13 protein-coding genes and 2 tRNA genes are annotated in these 14,444 nt (G+C 33.6%); 9 read left to right on the forward strand and 6 right to left on the reverse strand.

The features are described from left to right. Positions 1 to 182: 182 nt before the first annotated feature. From CIT01_01885 to CIT01_01900, 4 genes are all read left to right on the forward strand, one after another. Positions 183 to 1,241, forward strand: a complete 1,059-nt coding sequence (locus tag CIT01_01885) for a sporulation protein (GenBank protein ID AXV37043.1) — start codon at positions 183 to 185, stop codon at positions 1,239 to 1,241. Positions 1,242 to 1,377: 136 nt separating this feature from the next. Next, positions 1,378 to 3,021 carry a tRNA uridine(34) 5-carboxymethylaminomethyl modification radical SAM/GNAT enzyme Elp3 gene (locus CIT01_01890; GenBank protein ID AXV37044.1) on the forward strand — a complete coding sequence of 548 codons (1,644 nt, stop codon included), beginning with the start codon at positions 1,378 to 1,380 and terminating at the stop codon, positions 3,019 to 3,021. Positions 3,022 to 3,074: 53 nt separating this feature from the next. Further along, positions 3,075 to 3,746 carry a deoxyribose-phosphate aldolase gene (deoC, locus tag CIT01_01895; GenBank protein AXV37045.1) on the forward strand — a complete coding sequence of 224 codons (672 nt, stop codon included), beginning with the start codon at positions 3,075 to 3,077 and terminating at the stop codon, positions 3,744 to 3,746. A 60-nt stretch (positions 3,747 to 3,806) separates the two neighbouring features. Then, positions 3,807 to 4,466 carry an SOUL heme-binding protein gene (locus CIT01_01900; GenBank protein AXV38689.1) on the forward strand — a complete coding sequence of 220 codons (660 nt, stop codon included), beginning with the start codon at positions 3,807 to 3,809 and terminating at the stop codon, positions 4,464 to 4,466. A gap of 66 nt (positions 4,467 to 4,532) precedes the next feature. On the opposite strand, the gene cofH is transcribed toward CIT01_01900, so the two are convergent. Continuing rightward, the gene (gene cofH / locus CIT01_01905) at positions 4,533 to 5,648 is read right to left on the reverse strand and encodes a 7,8-didemethyl-8-hydroxy-5-deazariboflavin synthase subunit CofH (GenBank protein ID AXV37046.1); all 1,116 of its coding nucleotides are present in this window, start codon (positions 5,646 to 5,648) and stop codon (positions 4,533 to 4,535) included. Between the two features lie 153 nt (positions 5,649 to 5,801). Here cofH and CIT01_01910 point away from each other — a divergent pair, with 153 nt between their 5' ends. Both CIT01_01910 and CIT01_01915 read left to right on the forward strand, forming a co-directional pair. Next, positions 5,802 to 6,008 (forward strand): histone, encoded by a 207-nt coding sequence (locus CIT01_01910; GenBank protein ID AXV37047.1) that lies wholly within the window; start codon positions 5,802 to 5,804, stop codon positions 6,006 to 6,008. Positions 6,009 to 6,284: 276 nt separating this feature from the next. Next, positions 6,285 to 6,776, forward strand: a complete 492-nt coding sequence (locus CIT01_01915; protein ID AXV37048.1) for a rubrerythrin — start codon at positions 6,285 to 6,287, stop codon at positions 6,774 to 6,776. A 99-nt stretch (positions 6,777 to 6,875) separates the two neighbouring features. Here CIT01_01915 and CIT01_01920 read toward each other — a convergent pair whose 3' ends face one another. Beyond that, positions 6,876 to 9,767 carry a hypothetical protein gene (locus CIT01_01920; protein ID AXV37049.1) on the reverse strand — a complete coding sequence of 964 codons (2,892 nt, stop codon included), beginning with the start codon at positions 9,765 to 9,767 and terminating at the stop codon, positions 6,876 to 6,878. Positions 9,768 to 9,976: 209 nt separating this feature from the next. Here CIT01_01920 and CIT01_01925 point away from each other — a divergent pair. Further along, positions 9,977 to 10,048, forward strand: a tRNA-Val gene (locus CIT01_01925). 3 nt (positions 10,049 to 10,051) lie between these two features. Continuing rightward, positions 10,052 to 10,124: transfer RNA gene (locus CIT01_01930), tRNA-Phe, on the forward strand. A 110-nt stretch (positions 10,125 to 10,234) separates the two neighbouring features. Here CIT01_01930 and CIT01_01935 read toward each other — a convergent pair. Next, positions 10,235 to 11,512, reverse strand: a complete 1,278-nt coding sequence (locus CIT01_01935; protein AXV37050.1) for a threonylcarbamoyladenosine tRNA methylthiotransferase — start codon at positions 11,510 to 11,512, stop codon at positions 10,235 to 10,237. Positions 11,513 to 11,945: 433 nt separating this feature from the next. Between CIT01_01935 and CIT01_01940 the strand changes: the two genes are divergently transcribed. Further along, positions 11,946 to 12,491, forward strand: coding sequence for a hypothetical protein (locus CIT01_01940; GenBank protein AXV37051.1), 546 nt, complete (start codon positions 11,946 to 11,948; stop codon positions 12,489 to 12,491). 151 nt (positions 12,492 to 12,642) lie between these two features. Here the strand turns inward: CIT01_01940 and CIT01_01945 are convergent, their stop codons facing one another. Genes CIT01_01945 through CIT01_01955 form a run of 3 tightly spaced genes read right to left on the reverse strand, consistent with a single transcriptional unit; the run spans position 12,643 to position 14,410 of the window. Next, complete coding sequence (locus CIT01_01945) at positions 12,643 to 13,299, reverse strand: protein-L-isoaspartate O-methyltransferase (GenBank protein AXV37052.1); 657 nt, start codon at positions 13,297 to 13,299, stop codon at positions 12,643 to 12,645. Further along, a complete protein-coding gene (locus CIT01_01950) occupies positions 13,296 to 13,910 on the reverse strand; it encodes a hypothetical protein (GenBank protein ID AXV37053.1) in 615 nt (204 codons plus the stop codon). Before CIT01_01950 ends, CIT01_01945 begins: the two co-directional genes overlap by 4 nt. An 11-nt stretch (positions 13,911 to 13,921) precedes the next feature. Further along, complete coding sequence (locus tag CIT01_01955; GenBank protein AXV37054.1) at positions 13,922 to 14,410, reverse strand: 3-isopropylmalate dehydratase; 489 nt, start codon at positions 14,408 to 14,410, stop codon at positions 13,922 to 13,924. Positions 14,411 to 14,444: the final 34 nt, after the last annotated feature.

A 14,444-nucleotide genomic window follows, 5' to 3' on the forward strand; every position in this document is an offset into this window, starting at 1 on the left:
ATTTTTATCAGAGGCTAAAATTGGATTGTTATGGTTAATATTCATGATATCTGCAAAAATTAATGATTAAATAATATTGATTTTTGAGAAAAATAGTTTTAAGATGCATGAAGGAGAAAATATTAGTCTAGTTAACAATCTTGATTGGTTATTATCAATATTCTAAAAAAAATGGTGTGAATATGCGCTCATCCTTAAAGTTGATAACTGTTTTTGGAATTCCCATAGAACTACACGTTTCATTCTTGTTCCTGATTTTATTCATATATGCTATGGTATTTTTAAATTTTATTCAACTTCAATTGGCAGTATTAATTACTTTACTCTTTGTCACTGTGGTCATCCATGAATTAAGTCATTCCTATGTGGCTCAGAGGTATGGTGTGGCAATAGAGAGAATAATACTCCTACCTATTGGTGGAGTATCCCAAATGGAAGAAGTACCAAAAAATCCTGTTCAGGAACTTTGGATATCCATTGCCGGTCCAGTGACTAATTTTGTGATTGCCGTGGTTTTTTATCTTATTCTAGTAGCAGTTCAAGGTATTATTCCCCTTGTTTATTCAGCTTTTATCTACGATTTTGTCCTGGTTAATGTGGTACTGGGTGGATTTAACATGCTCCCTGCATTTCCCATGGATGGGGGTCGGATTTTAAGATCTATTCTGGCTAAGAGAATGAACTATCTCAGGGCCACTAAACTATCAGCTAGTATTGGCAAACAACTTGCGATTATTATGGCAATTGTAGGATTATTAATCCTTTTTAATCCATTCCTAGTTTTAGTTGCTCTTTTTATTTATATTGGGGCGGATCAGGAGTATAAATCTACTGTGATCTCATCACTTTTAGAAGATGTTTTTGTTAAAGACATTATGACCAAAGAGGTTAAAATTTTCCATCCATATACTACAATAGATGATGCATTAAAAACCATGTATCAGAAAAGACATATGGGATACCCTGTGCTGGATGAAGGCAAATTGGTAGGCATTGTTACTTTTCATGATATATCTCAGATACCGGATACCAAAAGAAACATTAACATTAAAGAAATAATGACAGAGAAAGTCATAACCTCTACTCCTAATGAAGGGGTAGTAGATGCACTTAACAAAATAACCGTAAACAATATTGGCCGACTACCAGTAATGGAAGATGAAAAATTGGTGGGAATAATATCCAAAACCGATATCATGAGGGTTTTAGAGATTTTAAGCCAAAAAAATCAGAAAATGTAATCTGTTTAAATGAATTTACCCTATTTGTTAATTAAAAAGTTATCTTAATTTATTAAAATTAAAAATTAAATCTATTTTAATAAAATATTAATTTAAATAAGTTTAAAGACAAAAATTTTATAGGAGATTTCTAAGAATGGAAAATGCTTGCAGACTCATCATAGAACAGATAAAGTCTGGAAAAATAAAGAATAAAAAAGAATTAGAAAAGGTTAAACATCAAATTTGTAGAGATTATGACCTAGAAAAGTTTATGAGCAATTCCCTTATACTAAAATACGCATCTCCTCAGGAGAAAAAAGATATATCAACTATTTTAAGAAAAAAACCAACCCGAACACTCTCTGGAGTAGCCATTGTGGCAGTCATGTGCCAGCCTACAGAATGCCCCCATGGCCGATGTCTTTACTGCCCAGAAAGTGAAAAAGCACCCCCTAGTTATACTGGAGAAGAACCTGCTGCTTTAAGGGCTAGAATGTACGATTTCCATCCCTACAAACAAGTTTACAACCGACTTCAACAGTTAGAAAGCATTGGACACCCATTGGATAAGGTGGAACTAATAATAATGGGAGGTACATTCCCCGCCCATTTCCTATGTTATCAGGAATGGTTTGTTACAAAATGTCTGCAGGCTATGGTGGATTTTGGAGTGAAAAAACCCTCCATCAATGTATCCAACGACACGAAGGAATCTCCAAATTCATTATCTGATTTTTATACTGAATTCACATATCTTGCTGACATCCAAAAAGCCAACGAAAAATCATTAATTAGAAATGTTGGTATGACCTTTGAAACCCGCCCCGACTTCTGTAAAGTTCAGGATGTGGATCGGATGCTTAAAATGGGAGTAACCAGGGTGGAATTAGGTGTTCAAACCATTTACAACTTCATATATCAACGGGTAAAACGTGGCCATGACATTAATGATGTGGTGGAATCATCCCGGATCCTTAGAGACTCAGGGATTAAAGTAGCCATGCACCTTATGCCCGGACTTTTCTCTGACTTTGACCGGGATATGCGCATATTTAAGCGGATCTTCTCTGATCCTAAATTCAAACCAGATATGCTCAAAATATATCCCTGCTTGGTAACCAAAGGAAGCAAATTATATGAAATGTGGAAAAAAGGGGAATATAGCCCATACACTACAGAAGAAGCCGTGGATTTAATAGTAGAGATAAAAAAGATCCTTCCCAAATGGGTTAGAACTATGCGCATTCAGCGGGATATTCCTTCACCATTAATTGAAGCTGGGGTAAAAAAATCTAATCTTGGTGAGTTAGTTTACAATAAAATACAAGAACATGGAATAAGTTGTAAATGCATACGCTGCCGAGAAGTTGGACACAAAGCAATTCATGGAACAATTCCCCAAATAGAACATGTCAAAATTGTAAAAGAAGAGTATAAAGCAGGTGAAGGCCGGGAAATATTCCTATCATTTGAAGATATTAAATCAAATATTCTAATTGGATTTTTAAGGTTAAGAATTCCATCAGATAAAGCTCACCGCCGAGAAATAGATGATAAAACTGCCCTGGTACGGGAACTGCATGTATATGGCCCTATGATACCTTTGGGTAAAAAGGTTGAAGATATGTGGCAGCATAAAGGTTTTGGAGAAGAACTTTTAGCAGAAGCAGAACGCATATCCCTAGAATCATTCGATAAAAAGAAAATTTTAATAAACAGTGGAATAGGGGTTAGGAATTACTATCGCAAATTTGGATACGAACTTAAAGGACCCTACATGTCCAAATCATTAAAATAGCCATGAAAATTCGTAATTATTAAAACCAATTAAGAGGTGATTTTATAACTCAAATAAGCGAATCTCCCCAGGAATTTGCAAAAAGAATTGATCATACCAATGTAAAACCCGATGCCACCCAGGAAGATATAAAAAAGTTATGTGATGAAGCAGTACTATATGGATTTTCCTGTGCCTGCGTCACGCCAACCAATGCAGAATTAGCAGTTCAAATCTTAAAAGATACCAGTATAAAAGTGTGTATGGTAGTAGGATTTCCAACAGGCGTTCAAACACCTGCAACCAAAGCTTTTGAAACCAAAGAAGCCGTTGATAAAGGCGTGGATGAAGTGGATATGGTTATGAATATTGGGGCATTAAAATCCAGCCGGGATGATATAGTAGAAAAAGACATTGCTGGTGTGGTAAATACTGCAGATGGTAAAATTGTTAAGGTGATACTGGAAACCGCCCTTTTAACAGATCAGGAGAAGATCCGGGCATGTTTAATTGCTGAAGCTGCTGGTGCTGATTATGTTAAAACATCTACTGCCTATGGAGGCCTTAGTGGTGCAACTGTTGAAGACGTGAGACTAATGAGAAATACTGTAGGCTCAGACGTAAAGATAAAAGCTGCAGGAGGTATAAGAAATTTAGAAACTGCCCAAAAGATGATTAAAGCTGGGGCAGATAAATTAGGAACCTCTACAGGAGTTCAAATAATTGAAGAACTCTTAAGAAAATAAGTTATTTGAAAAGTGTTGCTAAAAAAATTTTATTTGAAAAAATACTCTGGGGGGTTTCATATTACGGAAAGTCCAGAATACACTGTTGAAAGTAAGGATGGAAATATAGAGATAAGAAGGTATCCGGGTTATATATTAGCGCAGGTAAACGTGGATGAAGATTATGATACTGCACTGGGTCATGGTTTTTCTATACTAGCCGGTTATATTTTCGGGAACAATCATAAGAAATCAAAAATTCCCATGACGGCTCCAGTCTCTGGCGAAAACATGAAGGAATCTGAAAAGATTCCCATGACCATACCAGTTACCGGGGAAGAATTAACTGAATCTGAAAGGATAAAAATGACCACTCCGGTTACAGAAGAATTCTTAAATGGAGGAAAAAAAATATCCATGACTGCACCTGTAACCGAAGAGAAAACAGGTGAACATGTATATCGCATATCCTTTACCATGCCAGCTAAGTATACCCTAGACACTCTTCCATTACCTAACGATAAAAGAATTCAGTTTAAAGAAGTTAAGGATCAAAAAAATGTTGTATTAAGATTTTCGGGCAGAGCAAGGAAAAATCTGGCTCAAAAAAAAATTGATGAATTGAAAAAATGGCTTGCAGATAATAATTTAGAAGCTAAATCTAATTTTATTGTAGCCCAATATAATCATCCTCTAATACCTGGATTTTTCCGGAGAAATGAAATTATCGTGGAGATCTAGTCTGTTAAAATAAGTGAATCTTTAATCCATTGCAGATCAATTTATTCAAAAATAAGATAATCCCTTTTATATTAGTTGTATATTTTGGTATAATGTGTCTCTTTGGGCTGGAATGCGTCCGGCATCATTAATTATTCTCTCTAAATTAGAGGGTGGAGTGTATACTCCGTGTTTTGCCCCTGCTGATCTGGATATGTTTTCCTCACCTAAAGTGCCTCCCAGATCGTTTGCACCTGCAGTTAAACATAATTGGGCAAATTTAAAACCGAGCTTCACCCAGGAGACCTGAATATTCCTTATTAAGTCTCTAAACATCAAACGAGCCACTGCATATAATTTCATATCTTCCAGTCCAGTTGTCCCCGGACTGGCAATTCCTTCTCTAAATAGGGGTGCATTTTGATGCATGAAGGTCAATGGTACAAATTCAGTGAAACCACCAGTATTTTTTTGAATGTTTCTTAGAAGTTCCAGATGTTCCACCCTTTGATTTTGATTCTCTACATGTCCATACATCATAGTACAAGTAGTAGGAATGCCAGTGTTATGAGCAGTCTCTACTGTCTCAATCCACTGGAATGTTGAAAGTTTGTTTGGACAGATTATACTACGCACATCGTCATTTAAAATTTCAGCAGCGGTTCCAGGCATTGATCCAAGTCCTGCATTTTTTAAAATTTTCATAGCCTCTTTTATGGATATTTCAGCCTTCGATGCTCCGTAGAATACTTCCATCGGAGAGAAAGCATGCAAATGTATGTTGGGCAGTTCTTCTTTCACCCTTAAAATAATTTCTTCATAAAAATATATGTCTATATCGGGATGTAAACCTCCCTGTATACAGATCTCTATTGCTCCCTGATTTTCAGCATCTACAGCCCTTTTGACAATCTCATCAATGTTTAAAAAGTAAGAAGTTTCATCGTTTGGATTTTTTTTGAAAGCACAAAATCCACAGTTTCCCGTGCATATGTCAGTGAAATTTATATTCCAGTTTTGTATGAAAGTAACCGTATCACCAACTATATCCTCTCTTAAGATATCTGCAGATAGTATTAGTGCCTGAAATTCTTTTCCATCTGTTTTCATTAAGATTTCAGCTTCTTCGACAGATATTTCCCTTTCCAAGGCTTTTTCTAGTATTTTTTCTATCTGAGGATCAATGTTTAACTTGCTGAACATATGATTTCATATTCTAATTTAGCAGTTTAAAATTTTTGGTTAAATGTATGATCCAATTTTTTGAACTTTATAGTGTTGAGCCTACCCAAAAATTAGACTAAAAACGATAAATTTAAATATGATTGAGTCATAGCTTAATCTGGAGGTGAAATTATGGCTGAATTACCAATCGCTCCAGTTGGGAGAATCATAAAAAATGCCGGTGCTCAAAGAATCAGCGATGACGCAAAAGAAGAATTAGCTAAAGCATTGGAAGAAAAAGGCGAAGAAATCGCTAGAAAAGCTGTGGCTCTCGCAAAACACGCTGGAAGAAAAACCGTCAAAGCAGATGATATTGAAATGGCCGTTAAATCAGCTTAATATTTTTATTTTTTCTCTTTTATTTTTTTTAAGGAATCTCTATCAATTTTTAATGTAGTATATTGTTTAATTTTCAACACTCAGATTAGTATTGATCATTTTTCGATAATTAACATTGATCTATCAATTTCCATATGATCCAATAATAAAAAAGTTTCATTATAATAAATTAATTACATCTTAAGATTAGATTACTGAAATACTTTTTTTGGTTCAATAATTTAATATAGATCTTCGAATAAATCTATTGAAATAGAAATAATCTGGAGCGATAATATGAGTACTAAAGATAATTTAATGGAAGCATTTGCTGGTGAATCACAAGCAAACCGAACCTATCTGGCTTTTGCAAAAAAAGCTGATGAAGAAGGATTTTTCCAAGTTGCTAGATTATTTAGAGCTGCTGCCGAAGCAGAAACCGTGCATGCCCACAATCATCTCACAGTTTTAGAAGGGATAAAAAGCACAGAAAAAAATTTGAAAGCCGCTATAGCTGGGGAAGAAGAAGAATTCAAAAAAATGTATCCAAAGTTTATTGAAGAAGCTAAAGAAGAAGGGGAAGATGCTGCTTTATGGAGCTTTGATGTTGCTAATAAAGTAGAAGAAATACATGCCAATTTATACAAAAAAGCATTGGAAACCCTTGGAAAAAATGTTGAAGTCATATATTACGTCTGCAACTTCTGTGGAAACACCATTGAAAAAGAAGCACCAAATATTTGTCCAATTTGCGGAGCTCCCAAGTCAGAGTTTACTGAAATCAAATAGTATTAAAATTTTTTTAAATTAGAGTTTAATAATCTTCTTTAGTTATAAAGTACATCAGGTTATCTATTTCCAAAAAATCATTATTAAACTATTTTTTTACTATTTTTCATCTTTATCAAATTTTTCCTCAGAAAATATTACTTTAAAGTTTGTACCATCGTTTTTATCCAATTCAATAGAACCCCCTATCTGGTCAGTTAGACTATTAACTAATTGTAGACCTAAAGAATGAGAATTTTTATAATCCACATCATCTGGAAAACCTATGCCATTATCTTTTACACTTAATACATATTTTTCATCCTTTTTATATAACTCAACATTAATATCGCCTTTTTTTCCTTGAGGAAATGCGTGTTTCATACTGTTAGTTACCAATTCATTTACGATAAGCCCTAATGGTACAGATGTGTTAATATCTAACATTAAATCTTTTACATTAATATTGAAAGATATTTGGCTAGGACTAGGTACATAAGTGTGATAAAGTTCTGTGGAAAGAGTTCTGATGTATTCTCCAAAATTTATACGTTTAAGATCAGTTGAGCGATAAAAATGTTCATGTATAATAGCCATAGATTTTGCACGGTTTTGACTCTCCTTAAATATATCTAATGCTGCTTTATCTTTGATGTATCTAGATTGAAGGTTCAATAAACTGGAGATTACCATTAGGTTATTTTTTACTCTGTGATGAATTTCTTTTAGAAGTATTTCCTTTTCTTTAAGTGATTGTTCTATTTCATCTTCCATCTGTTTGCGTTCGGTGATATCCTGATTTGCCCCATATGTTCCAATCATATGCCCCTCATCATCCTTCAAAATTCCAAAACGAACCATGATATACCTTTCTTCCCCATCAGCCCTAATTATCCTATGTTCCAATGTTCTGAAATAGTTAGGATCATCAGTAGCCAAAGCTGCATCAATTTCATTTTTCACTACAAGAGCATCATCAGGATGGACGAATTTTCGGGCATAATCTTCAGAAGACATTTTATTTCCACCCTGCTCTGCAGTACTGGTACCATACAACTTATAAAACTCATTATTAAAAGTGAATAGATCCGAATCAACATCATATTCCCATTGAACCAGCTTAGCCAAATCCATAGCAATTTTAAGCTTTCGCTCACTCTCTTTGATCGCTTTTTCAGCTTTTTTTCTCTGAGATATATCTCTGGCCACCGATAAAGCAACTTTTTTCCCTTTATATGAAAATATATGTGAATTTATCTCTACTGGAATTTTTACACCATTTTTAGTGATATGAGTTCGTTCAAAAGTTACTTTGCCTGTTTCCAATAATTCACGTATTTTTGATTTATCCACTTCTCCAGGGATTCCTATATCACTAGGTTTCATCTTTAATAATTCTTCGCGAGTATAACCATATCTCTCAATGATAACATTATTAAATTCAATGAAATTGCCAGCATGTCTATTTTTAAGTTCTATTAATGTTATTACATCATTAACATTATTAAATACAGTTCTAAAGAGTTCTTCACTTTCTTTTAGAGCAAGTTCATCCTTTCTAATTTGGGTTATATCCCTACCAATTATGGAACTGCCAATTAATTTACCATCCTTATCTTTAATAGGTGAGACTGTTAATGACACATAAATTTTCCGGCCGTCTTTTCTATACCTAACAGTCTGAAAATGTTCTAAAGTCTCCCCTTTTTTGATTTTATTTATAAATATATCAATTTCTTCTGATTTTTCAGGAGGAATTAGAAATAAGTGATTTTTACCAATTATTTCACTTTCTTTGTATCCGTATATCTGTTCTGCACCCTTATTCCAGCTTATAATAGTTGCATCTAAATTTTCACTTATAATAGCATCATCAGAATTCTCAACTATAGCTGCAAGTCTTGCTTGTAATTCTTCAGCTTTTTTTCGTTTAGTAACGTCTCTGGCAATACCTAAACCAACTCTTTTACCCTCTAATTTTATAGGAAAGGCACTTATCTCAACATTAATTTTTTTACCACTTTTAGTTTTCAAAATAATTTCGTCCGGACCTGTTGGAAATCCAGCACTATTTTTAGCTAAAATTTTCAAAACTTTTGGAATTTGACCTAAAGGCAAAATTCCAACTTCTCTAAAATCTTTACCAACCAATTCGTCCTTTTTATAACCAATCAGCTCTTCAGCTGCCTTATTACCATCTATAAATCTTCCTTTAGCATCATTTAAATAATAAGCAGCAGGAGCATATTCAAAAAGAGTTTCAAAACGTTTTTTAGAGCTTTTTAATTCAGATTCAAACTTTTTACGCTCTGTGATGTCCCTAATTATGGCAGTATAAAATATTTCATCATTTGATTTCCAATTGACAACAGATATTTCAAAAGGAAATTCAGAGCGATCTTTCCTTAAAGCAGTTTTAGCAGCCATTTTATTTGAATTTAAATCTTTTGTAGGTTTAAATTTCTTGAATTTCTTTTTAAAAATTTCATGATACTGTTCGGGCATTATGAGAGTAATATTTTTACCTTGAACCTCGTCTTCAGTGTATCCAAAAATTTTTTCTGCACCCTTATTCCACGATACAATTCTCGAATCGTGGGATATGGTTATGATTGCTTCCGCAGCAGTTTCAACAACTGATTTGTACTTCTCGTTAGATTCTGTTATTATTTTTCTAGATTTAGCTATTCTTTCACTTAAAATAATCACTACAATACTTACAAAAATGAATATAACTGACCTTAAAATATCATTTATTAGAATATCTTCTGTTTTTCCTGACAAAATTGTACTTATTATCAAAAGTAGTGCCAAATAGACAGCAACCAGAATACCCTTTCTTTTCCACCATATTGCTGCTAGTATTATGGGAATATAAAAAAGGTGGGTGAACACAATTTCTATATTCAAAATAAAATGAAAATAGTAAGTTAATATAGAATAGAAAAATATCAAAATACCCATAAATCCAATTTTATAGTACTTATTGGGATCTTTTAGATCAATTTTCATAATATCCCTTAATGTGTTATATAATAAATTGTTCTGTCATTTTAATTTAATATCAGTATTGTTTTATCAAGGGTTAATCATTTATTTTATAATATAAATTAATAATAATTTTAAAAAAACCAGTTTTAATTAGAAATTTTTATATTTCTAATGAAAATTGGGGAAAAGGTTATATATGAATATCACCATACCCTAGATGGACTCGACTTGGGCCGGTGGTCTAGGGGTATGATACCTCCCTGACACGGAGGTGATCACGAGTTCGAATCTCGTCCGGCCCATTTGCCGTGGTAGTTCAGTTGGGAGAACGCCAGACTGAAGATCTGGATGTCGCTGGTTCAAGTCCGGCCCACGGCACTTAATTTTAATTCTAATCTTTATAAAAATAGTTAATTACTACTTTTTACATTATATAAAAAAAAAATCAAAAGTAATTAATTCATTTATTGTATTTAACTATTTTACACTTAACTAAGAAGTTTACCTACCATATAGGTGGATCGGGCCTCTAATATTTCCACATCCCGGAAGGTACCAGGTTCTGCTTCATCAACAATTACCATTTTATAAGAATCTGTAAATCCAGTGAAACCTCCCTTTGGGCCTTTTCCCGTTATTAAAATCTTATGTTTAGTGCCTAGAAGTCCCTGGTTTTTTTCGTAGGTAATCTTAAATTTTAGATCATCAAGTATCTTAGAGCGTTTCTTTACTATATTATAATCAATTTCATTAATTGAAGAAGATGTGGCTCTGGGCCTATGTTTATACTTGGAGATGTGTATGAAATCAGGTTCAATTTCCTGCATCAAGTTGCAGGTATCTTGGAATGCATTTTCATCTTCTGTAGGGTATCCCACAATTACATCAGTAGCAATCGATATCTCTGGTATCTCCTCCCTAAATCTGTTGATTATATATTTAAACTCATCAACTGAGTGTCCGCGTTTCATATCAGCTAATACCCGATCATTTCCACTTTGTATAGGTATGTGGAGAAATTTATATATTTTATCTCCTTTAAATGCCTTTATAACATTTTCAAGATCTCCCATTATATTTTTTGGGTGCATCATTCCTATCCTTACCCTGAAATTTCCTTCAATGCAGTTGATTTTTTCCATTAAAACAGATAAGGTTTCTCCCGTATCTTTTCCATAAGCGGCAGTGTCCTGGGCTGTAAGTTGAAGTTCTATACATCCATCATGGATAGCTTTTTCTGCTTCCGAAACAATTACCGCTGAAGGATAGCTCTGTAGTTTTCCACGGGCAAATCTGGTGCAGCAGTAAGTGCATTCCCCTATACATCCTTCGCAGATTTGAATTATGTTTATGTATGGATTATACCGTATTTTTGGAAGACCTGCTTTTACGTCAGCAGTAAACCCAGTTAATCTCGGTTTTTCTCCTTGGGATACGGATTTTACCACAGTGGATACGGATTTTATCTGATGAGGGCCAATCCATCCTGCGTCTGGAGCAATTTTTTTCAGCTTTTGAGGGTCTATTTCCACCATACACCCGGCCACGATAAGTTTTTTATCGGGAAAATGTTTTTGTAACTTGTGGATTCTATTTAACATCTTTTGTTCAGTGGGATGTTTCACGTAACATGTATTGAGAATTATCACATCAGCATCTTCCACTTTAGGGACTATATCTGCATGGTTTTCCTCTAACATGCCAGCCATTATCTGGGAATCGCCCTGATTAAAGGTGCATCCAAATGTCTCAATGTAAACTTTCATCTCTATCAGCTTTAGTAATTGTATTGGTAAAATTTTATAAAATTTAAAACTAGATATGTGTGTATCTACCTTAAAATTTAGTAATTAATCAATAAATATAGAATTTATTTGAAGGAACTCCATTGATTAAAATAAATCTCATTAAAAGGACACTCATTTTATGGAGTTATCAATTTATTATAAATAGAGTATTGTTTTTAGATTTTATATTTATTTCTATAAATAGAATTTGAACTAAATTAAAGAAAATTTTTGCAATTTATTATAATAGTACAAAAATTGTTATATACTTATTAAAAACTATTTTAAAAGATTTAATAACTTTATTTATTTCTAAAATGATTTTAAATGAGTTTTTTATCGTTATAATTTTCTTTTTTTATTATAATGATTAAATATTTATTCTTAGAAGAACATAACTATATAAAAAAAAATGGGAGGTGAAAAATTGAATAGAGGTCCTATTGTGGTGGTAATAATTATTATAATAGCAGTTGCAGCGGCAGGAATATTTTTAGTCATGTCAAATTCATCTAATGATACTAATAATTCTAATAATACCACACCAATAATCATAAACAATTCCACTAACAACACACCACTCAATAATAACACTACTATAATATCTGCAGGTAGAGCAAAAGAAATTGCCAATCAATTTATTGGAATGGGCGTATACCTAGGCAGTGCCAAGTTGTCGAAATTTAATCAAACATTAGTATGGAATGTAACAGTCTATACTGTCCAGAACAAATATGTTGATTCTATCTATATTGATGCACATACTGGTAAAAAGATCATATCTCCAGATGAAGCGACTCAAGATGCTCAACAATCAACGGGTATGGGAGTATACCTTGGTACACCAACCTTAAAAAAAGTGAACAATATACAAGTATGGGACGTTCCAGTTTACACAGTTCAAGGAAAATACGTGGATTCTATTTATATAGATGCCCATACTGGTAAAAAGATATGAAATCAATTAAAAAGAATTTTTTTTCTTTTTATTTTTTAATTTAAGACCATTTTTAATAATAAATGGATATAATCATAATTTAAAAAAATGATAATTTTAAAGGCTTCTCTCTTTAAAAAAGTTTAAGCTCGATAATTGTCATTAAAATACTTTAATCCTCAGGCCATCCATGTTTTCCAATCAAGGGAACAAATGCGACCCCACCAAGACTTCGAACCTTGTATTTACCTTCTACCTTTTTTTCCACACAAAAAAGTTCTTGTGTATAATCAGATTGACCTACAGGGGCTAAAAGTTTACCCCCCACTTTAAGCTGTTTTTTTAGGGGTTCAGGTATATCGGGAGCCCCGGCTGTTACATAAATTCTATCAAATGGTGCCTCTTCCTCAAAACCTGTGGTGCCGTCAGCCACTATTACCGATACCCTATCTGAATATCCAGTTCTTCTTAAATTGTCCCTGGCCGTGTCTGCCAATGCAGGCAATCTTTCAATACTGTATACATGACCATTTTTTCCTACAATCTCTGCAACCACTGCAGCATTATAACCAAAACCCGTTCCTATTTCTAAAATATTCATTCCTTCATCGATTTGAAGTTCTTCGCAGATTATGGCGACCATGTGCGGGGCAGAAATAGTTTGCCCTTCTCCTATAGGTAGTGGCTGGTCCACGTAAGCGTATTGTTTTACTTGTTCTGGAATAAATTCTTCACGAGGAACAGTTTCCATTGCTTTTTTGACTTTATCTGTTTTTATGTATCCTGAACTTTTAAGTAGTTCCACTAAATTTTTTCTTTCATTAATCATCCTACCACTTTGCTGGTTAGATCGTAATTATGATGATCAACATTTAATGGCTTTCCATAAACTCTTTTAATGTCAGAAGCAATAGCAGATCCTTTTCTGATTTTCTTATCAGTGGTTTTCATAGAATTTATCTGAAAAATATGTCTACCCATTCTCACGATATCTCCCACTGTAAATTCAAAATCTCGGGGCATATCTACTTTTTTAGAGAGAATACGGCCCTTGAAATCAATTGATATCCCAACTCTTGCAGGCATATCAATGGATGATGCCCAGATAGTTTCAATATCGTCAAGTATGCTTTTTCCAACTCTTGATCCTCTTTTTGTTTCTAGAGAGGTGACTTCCACCATGGTGCCATCAGCATCCAAAACCTCTCCTACTTCGATTAAATCCTCTGGGTAGAGTTTTATAAACTTTTTTTTAGAAGTTTCCTGTTCACTTATAACAATTCTATAATCAATTGGTTTTTCTTCAGTGATTGTATCCTTATAAACAGTTCCACATTCCCTACACTTTAAAAGTAGTTTTTTTGATGTAGTAGATTTAGATTTTTCTAATTTTGATTTTAAAATATCATTAGAATCTGAGCCACAGATAGGGCATTTCATTTTGTATAACCTCAATTTTTTTCCTTTAAGTAATGTTTAACCAGTCCACCGTTAGTTAAAATCTCCAGCATGAATTTTTCAAATGGTTCAATTTTAAAGGACTTATTTTTGGTAACATTTTCTATTATTCCATCTTCTAAATTTATTCTTAGTTGATCTCCTTCATTAGCATCAACATCAGCAATAATGACTGGGAGACCCACATTGATGGCGTTCCTGTAAAATATTCTTGCAAAAGATTTAGCCACAACTGCCGCAACACCAGCGTGTTTTAGGGCAATAGGGGCTTGTTCTCTTGAAGAACCGCATCCAAAATTCCAGCCAGCCACAATCACATCGCCTTTATCAACTTTCTTGGAAAAATCCGCGCTAACTCCTTCCATTACATGTGCAGCCAGATCATCTAAACTAAATGTTCGCAAATATCTTCCTGGAATAATTACATCAGTATCAATATTATCTCCAAATATCCAGACATTACCTTTCATTTCTTCCATCATATAAATCACTGCAAATTATCCTTTATTATAAATA

The organism is Methanobacterium sp. BRmetb2, from assembly GCA_003491285.1.
Classification (GTDB): Archaea; Methanobacteriota; Methanobacteria; order Methanobacteriales; family Methanobacteriaceae; genus UBA117.